Below are 21,816 nucleotides of genomic sequence, written 5' to 3' on the forward strand. Positions count from 1 at the left end.
GGCGGCGGCAGGGCTCGGCCCGGAACGCGTCAGGGCTGAGGGAGCGGAGCCATCGTCGGTGGCACGGGGCGGGACGTGAACGACTGGTCGCCGCTCGGTGTCACCGGCACCGGCACCTGCGGGATGTCGCCTCCGGAGGGCGCGGGCGGCCCCGAGGGGCTGGCCGTCGAAGCGCCGGCCGCGTCACGCGCCAGACCGTCGAAGTCCACGAAGCCGGTGCGCTCCAGCATGGTGATGTGGTCGAGCACCGTCTGGTTGGCGTCCGAGGCCAGTTGCCGGATCAGTGAGTTGCGCGTGGTGTGGCGTACCTGCGCGACCAGCGCGAACACCTTGCCGTGTGCGGCGCGCAGAAGGTTGGCGAACTTCAGCTGGTACTCCTCGCCGCTCGCGGCGGTGAGCTCCCGGAGCCAGCCCTGCTGCTGTTCCGTCGGCTGGTTCGGGAGCTCCACGCCGAGCTTGGACGCCACGTCGCGGGCCCGCCGGTCCAGGTCGGTGTGGCCGACCACCAGATGGTCGCCGGCGAGCCGCACCCCCTCGCTCGGGGCCCGCTCGATGGCCTGCTGCCCCGCGGGGAGCTCCCACAGGCCGGCGAGGCGCACCTTGACCAGGAAGTCGCGGTCGGTCGCGGAGAGCGGGCCCCACTGGGTGGCGACGCTGGACGCGTTCAGATTGGCCTCGCCGGTGCCGGAGCGGTCGGCGTACGACCACACCGGAAAGGCGAGGGCGCCGAGCGTGGCCACCAGCGCGGCGATGATGAGGGCCGTTCCGTTGATGCGTCGCAGCAAGATGTCTCCAGGGCCGGTACGTGACAGCGTCGAATCAACCGCCAACGGAATCGTCGTTCAACCTACTTGGCGGTAATGCCGATGCGGCAGTACGGGGAGATACGTATTGCGGCGCAGGGATGTTCACCCCGGGGTGCGTGGTCTTCCGCGCTCACCCCGCCGTCCCACGACACCGGTGTTCTCCGTGGCCGGAGAACACCGTGCGGGGCGGGCCCGATGCGGGGCAGCCGGGTCAGCGGCGCAGCGCCGGGTGGTCGGCGACCACGGTGCAGGACCCCGGTGCGACCTCGGTGAATCCGGCGTCCCGCACCACCGGCAGTCCGCTCGCCGCGAGTTCACGCCAGTGGGCGGCGTCCGGGGTGGCGACGGAGAGCGGGAAGCCGGCCTCGCGCCACGCCTTGCGCTCCGTGTCCGACAGCTCCCACCAGGCGAGCTGGGCGCCGTGCCCGGCCTGTGCCATCGCCTTGCCCGCCGACATGCCGACGTCCGGATTCATCCAGAGCACCGGACCGGCGGAATCGGGTGCCGCCGGGGCCTCGGGGTCGTCCAGATCCGTGCCTGACACCTGGAGCTTGGCCAGCTCCTTGGGCCAGCCGTCCAGGGGCACCGGCGGGAACACCCGCACCTCGGCGTGCGCGCCCGTGACCGTGATCCCGGGCAGCGTGGACGCCTTGCGCCACTCCGCGCCGCGCGCCCGGCGCACCACCTTGCGGATGCGGGCGTCCTGCCAGTCACGCATCGCCCGCGCCCATTCGCCCTCGGTCCCGCACTCCTCCTCGCCCAGCGAGCGGGGGTCGGAGAGGATCGTGAGCACCGCGCGGGCGGCGGTCACCAGGGCGTCCGTGCGCGCCGGGGGGTCCGTCTTCTCGAGGTGCACCACCAGCGGGAGGACGAACTGCGGGGCTTCGTCACGGACCGTCGGCTCCGTGCGGAACGGGCTGTCGGCGGGGGCCTCCGGCGCTGCGGGAAGGGGCTCAGGAATGCTGTCGCTGCTCACGCACCCCAGTCTGCCAGGCCCCTCCGACAACCCGTTCTTGGCGGAACGAAGGGCTCCGGGTGAGGATGCACGGCATGAAGAGCGACCTCTTTTCCAGTGAGCACATGGCGCAGCCGGCCACGGCCCCCGGCATGACCCTGCAGAACACCAAATCCATCAAGTACGCCGTCAACGGTGAGATGCACGCGCGCCAGGGATCGATGATCGCCTTCCGCGGCAGCCTCCAGTTCGAGCGCAAGGGCCAAGGCATCGGCGGCATGCTCAAGCGCGCGGTGACCGGCGAGGGGCTGGCCCTGATGGCGGTCACGGGCCAGGGCGAGGCGTGGTTCGCCCACGAGGCGGCCAACTGTTTCATCGTGGAGATGGAGCAGGGCGACGTCCTGACCGTCAACGGCCGCAACGTGCTCTGTTTCGACGCGAGCCTCTCGTACGAGATAAAGACCGTGAAGGGCGCCGGGATGACCGGCGGCGGCCTCTTCAACAGCGTCTTCAGCGGATACGGGAAGCTGGGTCTGATCTGCGACGGCACCCCCATAGTGATCCCCGTCACCGCGCAGCAGCCGGTGTACGTCGACACGGACGCCGTCGTCGGCTGGAGCGCCCAGCTCTCCACCTCCCTGCACCGCTCGCAGAGCTTCGGTTCGATGGTGCGCGGCGGCTCCGGCGAGGCGGTCCAGCTGATGCTCCAGGGCGAGGGCTTCGTGATCGTCCGCCCCAGTGAGCTCAAGCCGGAGAAGCCGTCGGCCCATTGATCCTCCGAGGAGTCGGCCGACGGTACGGCCTGCGCGGTCCCTGGGTGCTGCGCGGGCTCGACCTCGACCTGCCCACGCACACCCTGGTCAGGATCGAGGGCGCCAACGGCGTGGGCAAGTCGACCCTGCTGCGGATGCTCGCCGGCATCGACGCGCCGACCGAGGGGCACGTCACGGGGCGCCCGCGCACGGCGTACGTCCCCGAGCGCTTCCCCGTGGCGCTGCCGTTCACCGCCGTCGGCTACCTCGTGCACATGGGCCGGGTCCACGGACTTCCGGCCGCCGAGGCCGCGGACCGGGCCCAGGAATGGCTGGCGCGGTTCGGGGCCGCCGGGTACGCCCGTACGCCCCTCGCGGAGCTCTCCAAGGGAACCAGCCAGAAGGTCGCCGTCGCCCAGGCGCTCCTCGCCGAGCCCGGCCTCCTCGTCCTGGACGAGGCGTGGACCGGACTGGACACCGCCGCCCGCGACGCACTGGACCGGGCCGTCGCCGAGCGGGTGGCGGACGGTGCCACGGTGGTGTTCGTCGACCACGACCCGCGCCGGCTCGCCGGGTCACCCTCCCGCACCCACCGTCTGGAGGGTCGCACCCTGCACGCCGTGGCCCCCGCCGCCGATCACGGCCCCCGCGTCCGGATCGAGGCCACGGGCCCGGCGTCCGCCGCCCTCCCGCCAGGACTGCCGGGCACGCCCACGGTGGAGAGGAACACGCCGGACCCGGCCGCCGTCCGCCTCACGACCACCGCGGCGCACTCGGACGCGCTGCTCCACGCGCTCGTCACCGCCCGGCCGCCGTGGCACGTCACCGGCCTCTCGCAGCTCCCGGCGCCGGTCCCCGTGCCGTGCTCCCGGCACGACGGTACGGCCGTCGGCGTGGAGCCCCGCCCGACCCCCACGACCGGGCCGGCGGAAGCCGCCACCCCCGAGGCCACTCCGGGGGCCGACCCCGAGGCCGCCGTCGTCGCCCCACGCCCGGCGCGACCGTCCGGCCCGCAGCCGCGCGCGACGGCCGCCCTGACGCGCTACCGGACCGCACTGCTGGCACGCTCCCAGCGCTGGCTCGCGCCCCTCCTGCTGTACGCGGCCGTCCTCGGCGTCGGTGTCCGGGCCGGCCAGCCCCTGCTCGACTCGCTCGGTTACGCCGCCGCGGCGGTGGTCCCCCTGGCCGCCTGGCTCGTGCGGCTCTGCGTCACCCAGGAACCGCCCGCCGCCCGGAACGTCGTCGCCGCCGCCGTCGGGCCGTCGAGCGGCCACCGCGCCTCCCTGCTCGCCGGCCTGGGGTGCGCACTCGCCCTGGGAGGCGCGGGGACCGGGATCGTCCTGCTGATCAGTGAACCGGTCAGCACCGACCGCACCGCCGCCGTACCTCTCCTGCCCGCCGCCCTCGCCGGCCTGCTCGCCACTCTGTGCTGCGCCCTGACGGGAGCGGCGGCCGGGGCGCTCTGCGCGCGGCCGGTCCTGCACCGCCACGGCTGGTCGCTCGCCGCGACCGTGGCCGGCGCGCTGCTCGTCCTCGTGACCGACGGCTCACCCGCGAAGGCCGCGGTGACGGACCTGGTGTCCGGATCGCTGACCGGCAGGGTGAGGATCCCGCTCCTGCCCCTGGCCGGAGCGGCCGTCGTCGCCGTCGCGGTGGGTGTCCTCACGTCCCGGCTCGCCGCCCTTCGGGAGTGAGTACGCTCGTGGGCATGGACGATGCGTACTGCGAGACGCCCGCGCCGGCCCCCGTACCCGTGGACGCGGGCCCGCCGTACGCGGAGTGCGTGCTGTGCCGGAAGCCGACCGAGTACCCGGAGTCGACGAAGGGCAGCACCCTCTGCCCGGTCTGCGCCTGGCAGGAGGCGGGGCGCAACGCCTGCTCCGGCTGACGCCCCCGGGTGGCGGCCCGCTCAGCCGTGCATCAGCTCCGAGACCTTGACGAAGCGGTAGCCGCGCTCGCGCAGCTCCGGGACGATCCGGCGAACGGCGTCGTCGGTGACGGGCGCCGCGCTGCGGGTGCAGTGCATGACCACCAGGGAACCCGGCTTCACCCCGTCCAGCACCTGCTCGGCCACCGCGTCCGCGTCCGTGGCGAAGGCGTCGCCGCTGACCACGTCCCACTGGACCGCGGTCACCCCGGCCGGGGCCAGCGCCTTCAGCGCCGCGTCGTCGTAGCAGCCCCCGGGGAAGCGGAAGTACGGCACGACATGGCGCGCCCCCGTCCCCCGGATCGCGGTGAAGGCCCGCTCCACATCGCCCCGCATCTCCGCCGCCGCGACGGTCGGCAGCCCGTAGCAGGGGGAGGAGAACGCGTAGTGGCTGAACGAGTGGTTGGCGATCTCGAACAGCGGGTCGTTTCCGATCGCGCGGGCCTGGACCGGGTACTCCTGCGCCCACCTGCCGGTCATGAAGACCGTCGACGGGACCTTCAGCCGGCGGAGCGACGTGATCAGGGCGGGGTTGTCGAAGTGCTCGCCGGCGGCGGCGCGCGGCCCCTGATCCGCCGTCATGTCCGCGTCGAAGGTGAGGGCCACGACCTTGTCGGCGCCGCCTGCCGCGGAGCCGTGCGCCCGTCGTGCGAAGACCGGTGTGAGACCGCCGGGTCCCCGGGCGGGCACGGGCGGCTCGCTCTCCGGGACCGGTGAGGAGGAAGCACCGCCCTGCACCGGTTCCCTGGAGGCCGTCGGAAGCGCGGCGGTCCTGGCGCGGGTGTCCTCGGAGCCACCGCAGCCGGCGAGCACCCCACTCAAAACAGTCAGCACGATCATCGTACGAACGGATTTGATCACTGGGGGACGTTAGCTGATGGTCCCCCGGGCGTGGGTGCGGCGCTCCGGCCGTCCGGTGGCCGGAGCGCCTGATCACCCGTCTGCCCGCGTCGCGGTCAGCGCCAGGGGCCCGTCACCGCGAAGGTCGTCCCCGGCGTGTAGCAGTTCACGTACATCGTGCCGCCGTCCGGTGAGAACGTGACGCCCGCGAACTCGCCCCACTCCGGCTCCTCGGCGGTCCCGATGTTCTGCCGCCCCCGCGCCATCGCGTAGACCTCGCCGCGCCGCGTCACCCCGAGGACGTGCTGCGCGCCGCCCCCGTCCTCACAGACCATCAGCCCGCCCCCGGTGGCGAGACAGATGTTGTCCGGCGACTCGCCCGGCAGCTGGATGTCGGTGTCCGGGCCGAAGACGACCACCAGCGTGAGCCGGCGCCGCTTCGGCTCGTACCGCCACACCTGGCCGAAGTGGTCGGCGGCCGACCCCTCCGCGCTGTGCGCGAAGCTGGAGACGAAGTACACCGACGACCCGCCCCAGTAACATCCCTCCAGCTTCTGGGCGTGCGTGATGCCCTTCGGCCCGAAGTCCTGCAGCCTGATCGGCTCCGCGGCGGCCTGCGGATCCGGTACGGGGACCCACTCGATCCGGTCGAAGGCCGCGCCGGTCTCCTGGACGGCCGAGAGGTCGGGAACGCCGGGCACCCGCATGGCCTCGAGCGCCCCGCCGGCCCGCAGCGAACCCGTCCCGCCGAGCGGCTTCTCGGGGAGGAAGCGGTAGAAGAGCCCGAACGGCCTCTCGAACGCGTCCTCCGTCTCGTAGACGATCCCGTTCCCCGGATCGACGGCGACGGCCTCGTGCTGGAAGCGTCCCATCGCGGTCAGCGGGACCGCGCCGGTGCGGCGCGGATCGGCGCCGTCCACCTCGAAGATGAAGCCGTGGTCCTTCGTGTAGCCGTTGGTGCCGGCCTTGTCCTCGGTCTCCTCGCAGGTCAGCCAGGTGTTCCAAGGGGTCCGGCCCCCTGCGCAGTTGACGGCCGTACCCGCGATGGCGACGCGCTCGCCGCGTACGTCACCGCGCCCGTCGAGCTCGAGGGACGTGCAGCCGCCCTTGCCCATGGGGTCGTAGGTGAGTCCCTCGACCGTGGGCACACCGAACTTTCCGGTGACGCGGTTCTCGTGGTTGCGTACGAGATGGACCCGGCCGTGGCGGCCGGCGAAGGCGGCCATGCCGTCGTGGTTGCTGGGCACCCGGCCCTCACCGGAGCGGAGCGGGTCGCCCTCCCGGGAGAGCACCCGGTAGCGGAAACCTTTCGGCAGGTCGAGCAGGCCGTCCGGGTCCGGCAGGAGGGGGCCGTAGCCGCTGTGGCCCCGGGCCTCGGCGGTGCCGGCGAAGAGTTCGGTGAAGGCCCCGGTGAAGGCGACCGAGGCGGCGGTCGCGGCGCTGCCGGCCAGGACCTGTCGTCGTGTTGCGAGTCGTCGAGGTGCGGATGACATGAGGCAACTCCCTGTTGGCGGACAGGTGAAGTGACCTGCATGTGTGTACCACGCGTCGTCGCGCGCGGGAACCATGCGCACCAGGGTGCTCCCTGTGTCCCCGGGGCGCGGGAGGCCCCGGGGACGGTGGGGAATCAGGCCAGCGAGGCGCTGAGCGTGATGGTGGTGCCCGTCAGCGCCTGGCTGACCGGGCAGTTCGCCTTGGCGTCCTCGGCGGCCTTCACGAAGCCCGCCTCGTCCAGGCCCGGAACGACACCCTCCACCGTGAGGTGGATACCGGTGATGCCGGTGCCGGGCTGGAAGGTGACCTCGGCCTGGGTGTTCAGCTGGGTGGGCGGGGTGCCCGCCGTGGCCAGCCCGTTGGAGAGCGCCATCGAGAAGCAGCTGGAGTGCGCGGCCGCGATGAGCTCCTCCGGGCTGGTCTTCCCGTTCGCCTTCTCCGCGCGGGACGGCCAGGAGACCGGGAACTCCCCGACGCCGGAGGAGTCGAAGGTGACGACACCCTTGCCCTCGAGCAGGTTGCCTTCCCAGACCGTGTGCGCCTGACGCGTGGTAGCCATGCTGGATCCCTTCAAAACGGTGTGCGCGGTCATCGGGACGTACGCGGCGCCCTGAGGCACCCGCACGTCCTTCAACCCCCGAACCTACTGCGCCACCAGTCCCTTTGCGTCACGCGCCAGCGCCGTCAGCCGAGAGATGGCCCGGAAGTACTTCTTCCGGTACCCGCCGTTCAGCATCTCTTCGCTGAACAGCCGGTCGAAGGGGAGGCCGGAGGCGAGCACCGGCACCTCACGGTCGTAGAGCCGGTCCGCGAGCACCACCAGGCGCAGCGCGGTCGACTGGTCGGGCACCGGCCGCACGTCGGTGAGGCAGACTGCCGCGATCCCGTCCGTCAGCGCGCCGTACCGGCTCGGGTGGACCCGGGCGAGATGGTCGAGCAGGGACGGGAAGTCGTCGAGGGAGGCACCCGGGGTCGCGTACGCGGCCTTGGTCACCTGGTCGTCGGAGTACGGCGGGGGCGCCTCGGGCAGTCCCCGGTGGCGGTAGTCCTCGCCGTCGATCCGCAGCGGCCGGAAGTGCGAGGACAGCCCCTGGATCTCACGGAGGAAGTCGGCCGCGGCGAACCGGCCCTCCCCGAGCTTGCCGGGCAGCGTGTTCGACGTGGCGGCCAGCGCGACGCCCGCCTCGACGAGCCGGCTGAGCAGCGACGACACCAGGACGGTGTCGCCCGGGTCGTCCAGTTCGAACTCGTCGATGCAGAGCAGCCGGTGCCCGCTCAGGGTCTGCACGGTCTGCTGGAAGCCCAGGGCGCCGACCAGGTTCGTCAGTTCGACGAAGGTGCCGAAGGCCTTGAGCGAGCTGTCGGCCGGGGTGGCGTGCCAGAGGGAGGCCAGGAGGTGGGTCTTGCCGACGCCGTACCCGCCGTCGAGATAGACACCGCGCGGGCCGGCGGGCGCGGCCGGCTGCTTCCTCCCGAACCACTTGCGCTTGCCGGATCCCGTCGCGTGCGCCCCGCCGAGCCCCTCGGCGAACGAGCTGAGGACCGCGACCGCCTCGGTCTGGCTCGGCTGGTCCGGATCGGGTACGTACGTATCGAAGCGCACCGAGTCGAAGCGCGGCGGCGGCACCATCTCCGCGACCAGCCGGTCGGCGGGAACGCGCGGCTCTAGGGCGCACAGGGACAGCGGGGACGGTTCGGCTATGGGGCTCTGCCCAGGCGCAGCTGTGGAGGACGACACAACTCTCCACCTTAAGGCCTCTCCCGGAAGGCCCTCGGCGCCGTGCCAGACTGCGGACCATGCGACGCCTGCTCCCTGTGACGGACCCGACAGCCACGACCGGGTCCACGGACGCCACCGGCCGCGAGTGGACGCTCGCCGAACTGGCCGACGCCTACGCCTACCCCGCGGGCGAGGAGCGCCCCCTGCTCCGCGCCAACATGGTCTCCACCCTGGACGGCGCGGCGCAGCACGACGGCCGCTCCCAGGGCATCTCGTGCGCCGCCGACATGCGGATCTTCGGCACCCTGCGCGGCCTGGCCGACGTGATCGTCGTCGGCGCCGAGACGGTGCGTCTGGAGGGCTACCGCCCCCCGCGGGTCCGCGAGGCCTTCGCCGGCCGACGCGCGGCGGCCGGGCAGGGCCCCGCAGCGGCCGTCGCGGTCGTCAGCGCGAGTCTGGATCTGGACTTCTCGCTCCCGCTCTTCACCTCGCCGCCGGTCCCGACCGTCGTGGTCACCGGAGCCGCGGCCCCCTCGGACCGGGTCCACGCGGCCCGGGACGCGGGGGCCGAGGTGCTGTTCGCCGGGGACGGTGCCGCGGTCGACCCGGCGCGCGCCGTGGAGACGCTGGGCCGGCAGGGCTTCCGCCGGCTCCTCACCGAGGGCGGGCCGCGTCTCCTCGGCCAGTTCGTCGCGGCCGGGGTGCTGGACGAGCTCTGCCTGACCCTGTCCCCGCTGCTCGTCGCCGGGGACGCCCAGCGCATCGCGGGCGGGCCGGGACTCACCGTGCCGGAACGATTCTCCCTCGTCTCGCTGCTGGAGGAGGACGGATTCCTCTTCAGCCGGTACGGGAAGATCTGACACTTAGCGGAATTACTCGTTCCGGTTGGCTCCCGGTGGGCAGACTAGGTCCTGCTACCCCGTGCAATTGCGGGGAAGGATGGTTTCAGCAACAGCGGCCGTCCCGCGGCCGACGAGATGAAGCGGAAGGGCGCCTGTCGTGTTCACAAGCGTTTTGATGATCGAGAAGCCCCTTACTCCCGAGGACGTGGAATTCGTCACCACCCTCCACGGCGAGGAGCAGATCTCGTTCGTCGTACTGATGCAGCCCCGCAGCGACCAGGCCGACGTCCTGCTGCGCGCGATCGACGACGTGGCGATCGGCGAGCTCAGAGAGGCCGTCCGTGAAGGTGACCGGCCCGAGGGCAAGGAGGCCAGGGAGCCCGCCGAGATGGCCCTGGAGTACTCGCTCAGGGAGCTGCGCGAGGCGGGTGCGGAGGCCGTCGGGCAGGTGGTCGAGGACCATCCCCTGGACAAGCTGAAGACCGTGGTCGAGGACTCCGGGGCCGACGAGGTCATCGTGCTGACGGCGCCGCACTACGTCGAGGAGTTCTTCCACCGCGACTGGGCCTCCCGGGCCCGTCACAAGGTCGGCGTACCGGTGCTCAAGCTCTTCGCGCACAGCGAATAGGCTGGGGCGGACCCAGCACCACGTCGCACCTCGGGAGAGACACGTATGGCACCCGGTATTCCTGCCGCCCTGGAACGGCCGCACTTCATCGGCATCGGCGGCGCCGGAATGTCGGGCATCGCGAAGATCCTCGCCCAGCGCGGCGCGAAGGTGGCGGGCAGCGACGCCAAGGAGTCCGCCACCGCCGACGCCCTGCGCGGGCTGGGAGCGACCGTCCACATCGGGCACGCCGCCGGCCACCTGGCCGACGACGCGACCTCGGTGGTCGTCTCCAGCGCCATCCGCGCCGACAACCCCGAGCTGGTCCGCGCCGCCGAGCTCGGCATCCCGGTCGTGCACCGCTCCGACGCCCTGGCCTCCCTGATGGAGGGCCTCCGCGCCATCGCCGTCGCGGGCACGCACGGCAAGACCACCACCACGTCGATGCTCGCCGTCGCCCTGTCCGAGCTGGCCCTCGACCCCTCGTACGCCATCGGCGGCGACCTGGAGGGCCCCGGCACCAACGCCACGCACGGCGGTGGCGACATCTTCGTCGCCGAGGCGGACGAGAGCGACCGGAGCTTCCAGAAGTACGTCCCCGAGGTCGCGATCGTCCTCAACGTGGAGCTCGACCACCACGCGAACTACGCGTCGATGGACGAGATCTACGAGTCCTTCGAGACCTTCGTCGGCAAGGTCGTCCCCGGCGGCACCCTGGTCGTCGCCGCCGACCAGCCCGGCGCGGTCGAGCTGACCCGCCGGGTCCGCGGCCTCCCCTCCCTCAACGTCGTCACGTACGGCGAGTCCGAGGGCGCGGACGTCCGGGTCCACAAGGTCACTCCGCGCGGCCTGACCAGCGAGGTCACGGTCGTGCTGAACGGCAAGTACCTCACCTTCACGGTCTCCGTGCCCGGCCGCCACTACGCGCACAACGCGGTGGCCGCCCTGGCCGCCGGTGTCGCCCTCGGCATCCCCGCGCACAACCTGGCCTCCGCCCTCGGGAAGTACACCGGGGTCAAGCGCCGCCTCCAGCTCAAGGGCGAGGCGGCCGGCGTCCAGGTCATCGACTCCTACGCGCACCACCCCACGGAGATGACCGCCGACCTGGAGGCCATGCGCGGCGCGGCGACCGGCTCCCGCCTCCTGGTGGTCTTCCAGCCCCACCTCTTCTCCCGCACCCAGGAGCTCGGCACGGAGATGGGCCAGGCCCTCGCCCTCGCCGACGCCTCCCTGGTCCTGGACATCTACCCGGCCCGCGAGGACCCGGTCCCCGGCGTCACCAGCGAGCTGATCATCGACGCCGCGAAGGCCGCGGGCGCCGAGGTCACGGCCGTCCACGACAAGGCCGCGGTCCCCGCCGCCGTCGCGGGAATGGCGAAGCCGGGCGATCTGGTTCTCACCATGGGAGCGGGCGATGTCACCGACCTCGGCCCGCAGATCCTGGACCACCTGTCGAGCTGAGGGAGCCACCGTGTCCTACGACGTCGAGAAGCCGGACGAGCAGTGGCGGGCGGAGCTGTCCCCCGCCGAGTACGCGGTGCTGCGCAAGGCCGGCACCGAGCCCGCATTCGTGGGCGAATACACCGATACCAAGACCGCGGGCCTCTACTCCTGCCGTGCCTGTGGGGCGGAGCTGTTCCGCTCCGACACCAAATTCGAGTCGCACTGCGGCTGGCCGTCCTTCTACGACCCGAAGGACACCGACGCGGTCGAGCTGATCCAGGACAACAGCATGGGCATGACCCGCACCGAGGTGCGCTGCGCCCGCTGCGGTTCGCACCTGGGCCACGTCTTCGAGGGCGAGGGCTATCAGACGCCCACGGACCAGCGGTACTGCATCAACTCGATCTCGCTGACCCTGGCGCCGGACGAGAGCTGAGCCGGCGTGGTCCCGTAGCCCGGGACCGGCCGTACGACGCACGGAACGCCCGCCGGGAGACATCCTCCCGGCGGGCGTTCCGTCGTTCCCATGCTGCTGGTGTCCCCGGCCGGCCGGGGACACCGAGCGCTCACGCCTTCACGAGCTCCTCCGGCTGCCGCTGCACGGGGATCTCCCGGTTCAGCCGCTCGCCCTCGATGTCGAGGTCGGGCAGGACCCGGTCGACCGGGCCGGGCAGCCACCAGGCGGCACGTCCCAGCAGGTGCATGACCGCGGGCACGAGGGCCATGCGGACGACGAAGGCGTCGACGAGCACGCCGACCGCCAGGGCGAACCCGATGGACTTGATGATGGGATCGGGCATGAAGACGAATCCGCCGAAGACGGCAGTCATGATCACCGCCGCGGCCGTCACCACGCGTCCGTTGTGGCCGACCCCGCTGACGACGGACTCGCGGGCGTCGGCGCCGTGCACGAAGTCCTCCCGCATCCGCGAGACGAGGAAGACCTCGTAGTCCATGGCCAGCCCGAAGAGGATCCCGATCAGCAGGATGGGCAGGAAGCTGACCAGCGGTCCGGGTGTGTCGAGGCCGACCAGGCCGGCCAGGTGGCCCTCCTGGAAGATGGCGACGGTGATGCCGAACGTGGCGCCGATCGTCAGCAGGAAGCCCAGCGCGGCCTTGAGGGGCACCAGGACCGACCGGAAGACGAGCATCAGCAGCAGGACGGACAGCCCGACCACCAGCAGGAGGTAGACCGGCAGCGCGCCGGCGAGCTTCTCGGACACGTCGATGCCCACCGCGGTGGCACCCGTCAGCGAGACGGAGGCGCCCGTGACGCTCTCCACGCGGTCACGGATCCCGTTGACGGTGTCCTCGGTCGCGGCGTCCGTGGGGCCGGTCTCGGGGATCACGGCCAGCAGGGCCGTGGTGCCCTTCTCGTTCGTCTGCGGCGGGGCGACGGCCAGTACCCCGGGGGTCTTCGTGATCAGGGCGGCCGTCTCCTTGACCGCCGCGCCGGTCGCCTGCGGGGTGCCGGCGGACACGACGGCGACGAGCCGGCCGTTGAAGCCCTCGCCGAAGCCTTCGGTGGTGAGGTCGTAGGCCTCGCGGTTGGGTGATCCGACCGCTTCGGTGCTCGCGTCGGGCAGGGCCAGACGCATGTCCTGCACCGGCAGGGCGAGGGCGCCGAGGCCGACCACTCCGAGGAGGAGGACGGGGACGCGCAGCCGCGCCACGATCCGGCCCCAGCGGAAGCCGAAGCCGGACTCGGCCTCGACGGGGGCGGAGGCGGCAGCCGGTTCCCGTGTCCGCTGCTTCCGGGGCAGGACGCGGGCGCCCGCGAAGCCGAGGACGGCGGGCAGCAGGGTGAGGGACACGAGGACCGCGAGGGCGACCGTGGCGGCAGCCGCCAGACCCATGACCGTCAGGAAGGGCACCCCGGCGACGGCGAGCCCCGCCAGCGCGATGACGACGGTGGCGCCCGCGAAGACGACGGCCGAACCGGCGGTCCCGACCGCGCGGCCGGCCGCTTCCTCACCGTCCATGCCGTCCGTCAGGTAGTGACGGTAGCGGGAGGTGATGAACAGGGAGTAGTCGATGCCGACGGCCAGGCCCAGCATGAGCGCCAGGATGGGCGCGGTGCTGGTCAGCTCCACGACGCTGCTGAGGGCGAACAGCCCGGCCATGCCCGCCGCGACGCCGACCAGCGCGTTCAGCAGGGTCATGCCCGCCGCGACCAGCGAGCCGAAGGTGAGGACCAGGACGAGGGCGGCGACCGCCACACCGATGACCTCGGTCGAACCGATCTCCGGGACGCCCCGCATGATCTCGCCGCCGTGTTCGACGCGCAGATCCGGGACGGACGCGCCGGCCTCCGAGAACGCCTCACGCTGTGCGTCGGTGATGCCGTCGACGCCCGACGTGAACTGCACCTGGACCAGGGCGTAGCGGCCGTCCGGCGAGACGGCCTTCGACGCGAACGGGTCGACCGCTGCGAGTACGCCGGGGACCTTCGCGGCCTCCTGGGTCACGGGAGCCACGGCAACTGGGGTGAGTTTCCCGCCCTCGGGCGCGGCCACGACGATGGTCCCGGTCGCACCGCCCGCCTGCGGGAACTCCCGGGAGAGCGAGTCCAGGGCCTTCTGGGACTCGGTGCCGGGGATGGAGAACTTGCTTGTGGTGGGACCGCTGAAGGCCGCCGCACCCCCTCCGAGCAGTGCGAGCAGCAGGAGCCAGAGGGCGACGACTCGCCCTCGGCGGCGGAAGGACAACCGGCCGAGCCGGTAGAGCAGGATTGCCATGCGAAGGAGGCGTCTTTCTCTTCGTACTGGACTTCTGTCAGCGGGATTCAGCAGATTCAGCAGGAGTCGGCGGGACCCGTCGGGAGCCGGCGTCCGTCAGCGGGTGGGGCGGTCGAGGGCTCGCAGCGCGCCCCGGACCAGTTCGGCACGCATCGTGTCCGGGTCGACGTCCACGTCGGCGGCGACCGTGACGGCCACGCCGCCGATCACCATCTGGGCCATGACGCGGGCACGCGGATCCCGGGAGCGGCCGGCCAGCGCGTCCGCGAGCTCGTCGACCGCCCGGGGGATGACGGCCAGGACCGGATGGCCGAGCATGTCGGGCAGTTCGGCAAAGATGATCTTGATTTCCAGATGGAAGCGCATCGCCAGGCCGACGAAGACCGTCACGGCCGACTCGGCGGCCTGGTCGCCCTGCAGCGCCCCCAGCTCCTCCCGCATGGCGGAAAGGCTCTCGGCCGGCGGGGTCAGCAGTTCGGTGAGGATCGCGTCCTTGCCGGCGAAGTGGTACAGCAGGGACGCCTTGGAGCAGCGCGCCTCCACCGCGATGTCGTGCAGCGAGGTCCCCTTGGAGCCGTGCTCGGCGAAGAGGCGCAGTGCGGCATCGAGGATCTGACGGCGCATCGCGGAGGGCGGACGTGGCATGGGGCCACCGTAGCTGACCGATCGGTCAGCCCTGACCGATCGGTCAGGCCGTCTCCTGTGACGCGGGACACGTCCACGTGCGGGCGGGCGGACGGTTCGGCGTGTGTGCGGGTGGGCGAGAACGGGAGATGGCCCCCCAGGGCTGCTGGAGGGCCATCCGTGAACTCGTGTCGTGGGCCTGGTGATCCGCGGCCGGTGTCGCCACCGGCCGGGCGTCACCTTCCCGTCGGCCCGCCCCGGCCGAGGTACTCCCCGTCCCGCGCGACGACCGCACCGCCGTGCACCACGATGTCCCGCTGGGGCATGTCCACGACGACCTGAGGCAGGCACTCGCCCTTCACCAGGACGAAGTCGGCCGGGGCGCCGGGCGCGAGGTCCGCGTGGTCGAGGCCCATGACGTCCGCGCCCCCGTGGGCGGCGACGCGATAACACTCCGTCAGTTCGTCGTCGAGCCGCACGTCCGTGACCCACCCGAGCAGGTGCGCCCGGTGCAGCATGTCGGCGTTGCCGAAGGGGCTCCAGGAGTCGCGTACGCCGTCGGAGCCGAGCCCCACCCGCACTCCGTGCTCGCGCAGCCGGGCGATCGGCAGTACCAGCGAGTCGGACGGCGCCACCGTGGTGAGCGCGATGTCCAGGTCGCCCAGATCGGCGGCGACGGGCCCGAGTTCGCCGTTCGTCAGGCCGGTCAGGCAGAAGACGTGGCTGACGGTGACCTTGCCGGTCAGGGACAGGGCGCGTGTGCGGTCGATGATGCCGCGCATCGCTTCGAGCCCCTTCGCCCCGCGGTCGTGCAGGTGGATGTCCAGGCCGATGCCATGGCGGTCCGCGATGCCGAAGACGGCGTCGAGCTGTTCCTCGGGGGCCTGGTCGAAGCCGCCGGGGTCGATCCCGCCGATCATGTCGACGTCCCCGCTGCGCGCCGCCTCCTCCAGGAGCTCCACCGTGCCCGGGGTACGGATCACGCCGTGCTGCGGGAACGCCACGATCTGGACGTCCAGGGCGTGGCGCAGCCGACGGCGGGCATCCGCGAGGCCCTCCACCCCGGCCAGGCCGTAGGCCGGGGCCACGTCGGCGTGGGCGCGCATCGCCCGTGTCCCGCGGGAGACGGCATGGGTCATCAGGCCGTACGCGCGCTCACCGACGGGACGGCGCTGACTGTGGAACAGCTCCACGTCCTGCTCCACGTAGTCGGCGATCCCGCTCGCCGGGCGACGCGACACCCAGGATCCGCCCCAGGTCGTCTTGTCGGGGTGGATGTGCGCGTCCACGAGGGACGGCAGGGCGATGCGTCCGCCGCCGTCGACGACCTTCGCGCCCCGGGGCGCCGGGCCGCGCGACACACGGCCGTCGACCACCACGAGGTCGGTGGGGTCCTGGCCGAGCGGACGTACGTCGCGGAAGACGACGGTCCCGGTGGAGGCCCCCGGGGCGCCCGAGGTGGCGGCGCCGGCCGGGGCGGCGGCGGCCGAGGTCGTCGTGGCCGCGGTGCCGGCCAGCGCGGCGGCACCGGCGAGCACCGTGCGGCGGGAGAAGGTACCGGAGGCGGATGAGGGCGGCTGCATGGGCACTCCTGCTTCGGGGCGGGCGTGGCGAAGGGGCGGGTGGGGCGAGGCCGGGGACCGGCCGGTCGCGGTGGAGGGGCACCGGCCGAAGACCCCGGCCGGTGGGGCACCTGCCGGAGGGTCAGAGCGCCAGGCCGGCCCGGACGACCCGTACCGGCCGCTTGAGGAGCGTGACGTCGGCGAGCGGATCGCCGTCCAGGAGGATCGCGTCACCGGCGAAACCGCGCGCCAGGCGGCCCGCCGTGCGCTCCAGTCCGAGCAGCCGAGCCGCGCCGGTCGTGGCCGTGCGGATCGCGTCCAGCGCGGACAGCCCGGCCGCGCGCATCAGCTCCACCTCCCGGCCGATCGGGCGGACCGTGCCACCGGACGAGTCGGTGCCGGCGGCCAGCGGGACGCCGAGCTCGTGCGCGGCCAGCACGGCCCGCTTCAGCACGGGGAGATAGGTGCGCCCCCGCTCCGCGAGGACCGGGTCGGCGGAGTCGGCCAGGCCCGCGATGGCGGTGAGGGTGGGCGTGAAGTACGTGCCCCTGCGGCGCATCTCGCCCAGGGTCCGTTCGCCGACGAACACGCCGTGCTCCAGGGAGCGGATGCCGGCGGTGACCGCGTCGTGGCAGCCGCGCTCGCTGTAGCTGTGGCAGAGGACGCCCTTGCCGCGACGCCGTGCCGCGCCGACGATCTCCGAGAGCTGCTCGTACGAGTACACCTGCGTGAGCGGATCCTGCTCGGGCAGCCCGGCGCGCTCGTTGACCCGCGTCTTGATGACGTCCGCACCGCGGGCGACGTTGACCTCCACCACGCGGCGCAGGGCCTCGGCGGAACGGACGCCGTCCTCGAGGCGGGCGAGCGGCGTGAGATCGGGATCTGCGAGCACCGTCTCCCCGAGGTCCGGGGTGACGAAGATGCCGGCGGCGGTCAGCCGGGGAGCGAGGCCGGGGCTGTGCCGGGCGAGCTCGCGGACGGCGATGTCCTGGTAGAAGGAGGTCGATCCGCTGCGCGCGCTGGTCGCGCCCTGGCGCACGGCGTCGCGGGCCTCGGCGGCGGTGCTCAGGTGGATGTGCGCGTCGATCAGGCCGGGCAGGACCCAGCGGCCGTGCGCGTCGAGGGTGTCGGCGCCCCGGGGGACGGTGACGCTGCCGCGCGGACCGGCCGCGCGCACGGTCCCGTCCTCGATGACGACGACGGCGTTCTCGGTGACGTCGCCGGTGGCAGGGTCGAGCAGGGTGCCGCCCTCGATCACCAGCGTGCCGCCGCGCGCCGGGCCGCCGGAGGCGCTCCGCCCGGCGGCCGACGCCGCGTCACGGTTGGTGGGGGCGGCCGTCGCGGGGGCGGCCGCGGCCATGGTCCCGGCGAGGGCGGCCGCACCGGCGAGGACGCCGCGGCGGGTCAGCCTGCCGGAGGGCGGGGGGATGGCTTCGACGCACATGAGGGCTCCTTGGGGGAGAGGGCCGAGGGCTTCCCAGTTTGTATACCAAGGGGGCGGCGGCGGGCAAGGGTCATGTCTGCGAACGGGGGAAATGGGCAGGTGGAGACCAATGTGGCTCTCGGGGGAGGATGCGCTCTTCGGTCTTTGGTATACAAGAGCGCCTGGTGTGCGGGAGCACTGTCGGCGCGCGCGGGCCGGTCAGCCGTCCCCGAACAGCGAGCGCAGGGCGACGGCCCGGCTGTCACGCACGTGCAGCAGCGTGCTGGCCGCAGCGGCCTCCCCGTCGCCCGCGGAGATGTGCCGGTACATCTCCGCGTGCTGCGCCCGCATGTGCGCCGGCTCCTCGCGCAGGCCGAACAGCAGCTGGAGCTGCCAGCTCAGCTGTTCCATGGTGCGGGCGAGCAGCGGGTTGCCGGCCAGGGCCACGACACCCTCGTGGAAGGCCGTGTGGGCGGCCACCTCGCGTGGCCCCTCGTCCGACGCCGCGGCCGACTCGGCCTGCCGGAGGGTGGCTTCCAGGGCGGTCAGTTCCCCGGTGCCGCCCGCTGCCACGGCCCGCGCCGCGAGCCGCGACGCCTGGACGGCCAGGGGCTCCCAGACCTCGTACAGGTGGTCGACGTCGGCGTACTCGAGGCGGCGCACACGGACACCGCTGTGGGGGAGCAGTTCGAGGAGCCCTTCGGTGACCAGCGCCCGCAGCGCCTCGCGCACCGGCACCCGGGACATGCTCAGCTCCTCGGCGACCTCCCGCTCGACGAGCCGGGCGCCCTGCGCGTAGCGCCGGTCGACGATGCGCTGCAGGACGGCTTCACGGGCCCGCGCGCTCAGCGAGGCGGCGCCGGCCACCGCAGGTGTGCGCGAACCGCCCTCGCGGGCCGCCGATCCGGTCCCGCTGCCGTCCGCCACCTTGTCCGCCTTCATTCGTCCCTCACCCGGCATGCCCCGGGCGAAGAATAGAACAGTCAGTCCTCGTCGGACCCGGACTCCGCGGTCGCCTCGGCCCTCAGCAGGGGATGGGCCACCCCGGGGAACACCCGGGCCCGCACGACCTCCTCCGCCGAGCCGCCCTGCACCACGGTCTCGGCCACACCCCACGGCCGCCCGGCCAGGCGGACGGTCAGCGTGTACGAGGAGGAACAGCCCATGCACTCGTAGCGGTCGGCCCAGACCTCCACGTCCGTGACGCTGCCCGGGTAGCGCTTCACGTGCAGGTGCCGGGCATGGCAGTGATCGCACTTCTCGCCCGGCTCGCACGTGCCGCCGCACGGACACGGCACGTCCAGCGACTCCGCGGGACGCCACCGCTGGACGAGCAGGGCGTCACGGGTCGCGCCCATGTCCTTCATCGCCTTCAGGTTCCGCGCGGCGACGTTGTACGACTCGCCGGTCGCGGCCATCCGGTCCCGGATCACGTCCTTGCGTCCGCGGTTCGTCGTCATGCCGTCTCCTCCTGGGGTGTCACGCAGCCCACCAGGAGGCACACGAGATCAGAACGTCCCACGGTACCTGCCGCGCGGCGCCCCCAGCGACCTCGTCATCCCCTGCGCACCCGCCCCACGATGCGTCGGCCGAGGCGTCCGATGGAGCGGGACGGCCGGTTCCAGGCCCGGAACGCCTCCACCGTGCGCGGGCTTCCCTCGCGCTCCACCGCACCCTCCACCGCGGCCAGCGCCTCGGACGAGAGGCCGCGCACCGCGGGGCGCAGCACCTCCTCCAGCAGGGCGGTCCGGGTCCCGGTCCAGGCGGTGCCCGCGTGCGGGTGGGCGTTCCACACGGTGAAGCAGTCCGCCACGTACGCGGGATCCTCCCGCAGCAGGGCCACCACCGCGTCGCGGCGGGCGGCCCTGCCGTACGCCGCGATCAGGTCCTCGTCGCCGCTGTGCACGAAGGCGTACAGCTCCGCCTCCGGACGGTCCGGGGAGAGCAGCCGTTCGGCGAGGGCGCCGTAGGCGTGCTCCAGGGCCAGGGGCTCCACCGGTTCGGCCCGGGACCGCAGCGTCCGGGCGTGGTCCGCCCAGCCGGGCTCCGCCGTCCCCGCGCGCATGTCCCGCGCGAAGTCCAGCAGCATCAGGCACGCCCGTACGCGGGCCCCGATCTCCTGCGGGAAGCCGCGCAGCAGGTCGTGGGCGAGCTCCGGGGCGTCCTCGTCGTCCTGGGGGGCGGCGAGCGCGGCGTCGACCAGGGTCTGCCAGGTGCCCGCCGTGCGGTGGGCGTCCGACGTGGTCTCGCCCAGCAGCGAGCGGGCCTCGGCCGCCGTCGGGGTCTCCTCGCCCCACACCAGGCCGGCCGCGGTCCTCAGCACCAGCGGCTCCGCGAACGGGGACATGCCCGCCGCACGCAGCACCGTGTGCAGCACCCCCACCCGGTCCCCGCCCCGCGCCTTCGCGCCGGGCGCCTCGGCGCACATCCGCAGATGCGGCAGGGCCTGCGTCCCGGTGAAGGGCAGGGCCACGCGGGTCAGCAGCCGCTCCGTGTCCCCGGGGTGGTCCGGGGCCAGCCGGTCCAGCTCACCCAGCAGCGCCGTACGGACGTCGAACTGCTCGTCCATCAGGTCCAGCAGGGCGCGGCACGCACCCGCCCCGGGGTCGTCGAGCAGTGCGCGGGCCAGCCGGCCCACGACGTCCGGAAGCAGCTCCGCGCAGTCGATGCCGAGCAGCCGCACGATCCGCAGCAGCTGCACGGTCCGTGCGACGCCCCGGGGCACCCCGGCGGCGAGCTCGGCCAGCAGCTCGTCACCCAGCTCCTCGACCAGCGCGGCGAGCGCGCGTTCCCCGGCAGGCTCCTCGAACGCCGAGCGCGCCGGCGGCTCCAGGGCCACGTCGCCGCCCCGCACCGCCTGGGTCACCAGCAGTGCGGCCAGCGGCGCGGTGACGGCGGCGGGGCTGCGGCCGTCGAGCGCCGTCAACAGCCGGAGGGCCGCCGCGCACTCCGCGGCCGTACGGTCGTCCGCGGGCGCGGTCAGCGCGTCGGTCAGCTGCCGGATGCCCTTCTCGTCCAGCGCGTACGGCCGCTCGGCCGCCCAACTGGCCGCGGCGGCACGCTCGTCGGACCCGAGCGCGATGCCCGCGCCCAGCGCCGTGACGGCGAGCGGACCGGCGGCGAAGGGCTCGCCCGGCAGCTCCGCCGCCTCCCGGAAGAGCTCGGGGGCCCGGCTGCGCCAGATTCGGGCGGCGGTCCCGGCCCAGGCGTCGTCCACCACCCCGGAGGGACGGGGGCCCGAGGCGGCGTGCACACGGAAGCGGGGGTCACGGGCGTCGGGCGCGTCCTCGGGCAGCACCCCGACGACCTGGTGCGCGGTGCGTCCCGGATGCCTCGTGTACGTGACGAAGGTCAGCCGCTCGGCGTGCTCACGGGGCAGGACGGCGGTCGCCAGCGCGACCCACCGGGCCACGTCCGCGCTCTGCCGCTCCACGAGCACGACCGGCGGCGCGGACGGGTCCTCGCTCACCCGGCGCAGGTCGCTCAGCACGGCGGCGAGCCACGGACTGCGGGACACCGCGAAGTCGCCGAGGCTCTCCCGGGTGAGCCCCTGAGCCGGAGCCTGCGCGGTGGACATCGAGGTCAGGGGGTCGGGCAGCACCCGGTCCGGCGTCGCGGAGAGCCATCCCGCCGCTCCCCACGCGGCGACCGGGAGCACCCGGCCGGGTATCGGCGTACCGGGCGGCAGGTGCACGGCGTGGGCGTGGAACCCGCCCGCGCCCGCGGCCACCGTACGGCTGAGCAGATGGCTGCCGTCGGAGAGCAGGACGAAACCGAACGCCACGGGCAGCGCGCGGACCCGGGCGTCGGTGAGCCGCTCGGGGGTGCCCTCCGGAGCCTCGTACGCCAGGAGCGGTGCGGCCTCCGCGCGCACCGGCCCGGGTATCGCGGGGTCGACGGAGGTGAACCGGCCGGCCGGCTCCCCGTCCCCGGACGTGACGGAGGTGTAGTGCAACTGCGGGAGGCTCATGCGTAGGCCCTCATCGTCCCTGCCACGTGCGTCCCCGTCACGCGCACCGGCCGCCGCTCGCCGCCCTGTCGGTGCGGCCCGGCCGGCGGAGCGACGACCCCGGCGGGGAGCTT

20 protein-coding genes are annotated in these 21,816 nt (G+C 73.4%); 7 read left to right on the forward strand and 13 right to left on the reverse strand.

Annotated features, from left to right (window positions below):
• Positions 1-29: 29 nt before the first annotated feature.
• On the reverse strand, positions 30-782 hold the full coding sequence (locus tag OG488_RS29955; protein ID WP_329239110.1) for a DUF4142 domain-containing protein: 753 nt from the start codon (positions 780-782) through the stop codon (positions 30-32).
• A gap of 235 nt (positions 783-1,017) precedes the next feature.
• A complete protein-coding gene (locus OG488_RS29960) occupies positions 1,018-1,782 on the reverse strand; it encodes an aminoacyl-tRNA hydrolase (RefSeq protein WP_329234289.1) in 765 nt (254 codons plus the stop codon).
• Between the two features lie 74 nt (positions 1,783-1,856).
• On the opposite strand from OG488_RS29960, the gene OG488_RS29965 reads away from it, so the two are divergent.
• From OG488_RS29965 to OG488_RS29975, 3 genes are read left to right on the forward strand one after another with little or no spacing between them, the layout of a single operon-like run.
• Positions 1,857-2,534, forward strand: a complete 678-nt coding sequence (locus OG488_RS29965; protein ID WP_329234292.1) for an AIM24 family protein — start codon at positions 1,857-1,859, stop codon at positions 2,532-2,534.
• The gene (locus tag OG488_RS29970; RefSeq protein WP_329234295.1) at positions 2,531-4,207 is read left to right on the forward strand and encodes an ATP-binding cassette domain-containing protein; all 1,677 of its coding nucleotides are present in this window, start codon (positions 2,531-2,533) and stop codon (positions 4,205-4,207) included. Before OG488_RS29965 ends, OG488_RS29970 begins: the two co-directional genes overlap by 4 nt.
• A 14-nt stretch (positions 4,208-4,221) precedes the next feature.
• Entirely contained in the window at positions 4,222-4,401 is a 180-nt protein-coding gene (locus tag OG488_RS29975) for a hypothetical protein (protein WP_329234298.1), read from the forward strand.
• Between the two features lie 21 nt (positions 4,402-4,422).
• On the opposite strand, the gene OG488_RS29980 is transcribed toward OG488_RS29975, so the two are convergent.
• The 4 genes from OG488_RS29980 to zapE form a co-directional block, all read right to left on the reverse strand.
• Positions 4,423-5,280, reverse strand: a complete 858-nt coding sequence (locus OG488_RS29980; protein ID WP_329234302.1) for a polysaccharide deacetylase family protein — start codon at positions 5,278-5,280, stop codon at positions 4,423-4,425.
• Positions 5,281-5,396: 116 nt separating this feature from the next.
• Positions 5,397-6,773 (reverse strand): alkaline phosphatase PhoX, encoded by a 1,377-nt coding sequence (locus tag OG488_RS29985; protein WP_329234305.1) that lies wholly within the window; start codon positions 6,771-6,773, stop codon positions 5,397-5,399.
• A gap of 134 nt (positions 6,774-6,907) precedes the next feature.
• Complete coding sequence (locus OG488_RS29990) at positions 6,908-7,333, reverse strand: OsmC family protein (protein WP_329234308.1); 426 nt, start codon at positions 7,331-7,333, stop codon at positions 6,908-6,910.
• Positions 7,334-7,417: 84 nt separating this feature from the next.
• Positions 7,418-8,512, reverse strand: coding sequence for a cell division protein ZapE (zapE, locus tag OG488_RS29995; RefSeq protein ID WP_329234311.1), 1,095 nt, complete (start codon positions 8,510-8,512; stop codon positions 7,418-7,420).
• 59 nt (positions 8,513-8,571) lie between these two features.
• On the opposite strand from zapE, the gene OG488_RS30000 reads away from it, so the two are divergent.
• The 4 genes from OG488_RS30000 (at position 8,572) to msrB (ending at position 11,822) form a co-directional block, all read left to right on the forward strand.
• Positions 8,572-9,354, forward strand: coding sequence for a pyrimidine reductase family protein (locus tag OG488_RS30000; protein ID WP_329234314.1), 783 nt, complete (start codon positions 8,572-8,574; stop codon positions 9,352-9,354).
• Positions 9,355-9,511: 157 nt separating this feature from the next.
• A complete protein-coding gene (locus OG488_RS30005) occupies positions 9,512-9,964 on the forward strand; it encodes an indole-3-glycerol phosphate synthase (protein WP_329234317.1) in 453 nt (150 codons plus the stop codon).
• 45 nt (positions 9,965-10,009) lie between these two features.
• Complete coding sequence (gene murC / locus OG488_RS30010) at positions 10,010-11,404, forward strand: UDP-N-acetylmuramate--L-alanine ligase (protein ID WP_329234319.1); 1,395 nt, start codon at positions 10,010-10,012, stop codon at positions 11,402-11,404.
• Between the two features lie 10 nt (positions 11,405-11,414).
• Complete coding sequence (msrB, locus tag OG488_RS30015; protein WP_329234322.1) at positions 11,415-11,822, forward strand: peptide-methionine (R)-S-oxide reductase MsrB; 408 nt, start codon at positions 11,415-11,417, stop codon at positions 11,820-11,822.
• A 130-nt stretch (positions 11,823-11,952) separates the two neighbouring features.
• On the opposite strand, the gene OG488_RS30020 is transcribed toward msrB, so the two are convergent.
• From OG488_RS30020 to OG488_RS30050, 7 genes are all read right to left on the reverse strand, one after another.
• Complete coding sequence (locus OG488_RS30020; protein WP_329234326.1) at positions 11,953-14,124, reverse strand: MMPL family transporter; 2,172 nt, start codon at positions 14,122-14,124, stop codon at positions 11,953-11,955.
• Positions 14,125-14,220: 96 nt separating this feature from the next.
• On the reverse strand, positions 14,221-14,769 hold the full coding sequence (locus OG488_RS30025; protein WP_329234329.1) for a TetR/AcrR family transcriptional regulator: 549 nt from the start codon (positions 14,767-14,769) through the stop codon (positions 14,221-14,223).
• A gap of 215 nt (positions 14,770-14,984) precedes the next feature.
• Entirely contained in the window at positions 14,985-16,331 is a 1,347-nt protein-coding gene (locus tag OG488_RS30030) for an amidohydrolase family protein (protein ID WP_329234331.1), read from the reverse strand.
• Between the two features lie 121 nt (positions 16,332-16,452).
• Positions 16,453-17,754 (reverse strand): amidohydrolase family protein, encoded by a 1,302-nt coding sequence (locus tag OG488_RS30035; protein WP_329234335.1) that lies wholly within the window; start codon positions 17,752-17,754, stop codon positions 16,453-16,455.
• A gap of 198 nt (positions 17,755-17,952) precedes the next feature.
• Entirely contained in the window at positions 17,953-18,675 is a 723-nt protein-coding gene (locus OG488_RS30040; RefSeq protein ID WP_403917854.1) for a GntR family transcriptional regulator, read from the reverse strand.
• A 41-nt stretch (positions 18,676-18,716) separates the two neighbouring features.
• Positions 18,717-19,193, reverse strand: coding sequence for a hypothetical protein (locus tag OG488_RS30045; RefSeq protein ID WP_329234338.1), 477 nt, complete (start codon positions 19,191-19,193; stop codon positions 18,717-18,719).
• A 95-nt stretch (positions 19,194-19,288) separates the two neighbouring features.
• Positions 19,289-21,703, reverse strand: coding sequence for a GTPase-associated protein 1-related protein (locus tag OG488_RS30050; protein ID WP_329234340.1), 2,415 nt, complete (start codon positions 21,701-21,703; stop codon positions 19,289-19,291).
• Positions 21,704-21,816 lie beyond the last annotated feature (113 nt).

The sequence above is a fragment of the Streptomyces sp. NBC_01460 genome (assembly GCF_036227405.1).
Lineage (GTDB): Bacteria > Actinomycetota > Actinomycetes > Streptomycetales > Streptomycetaceae > Streptomyces.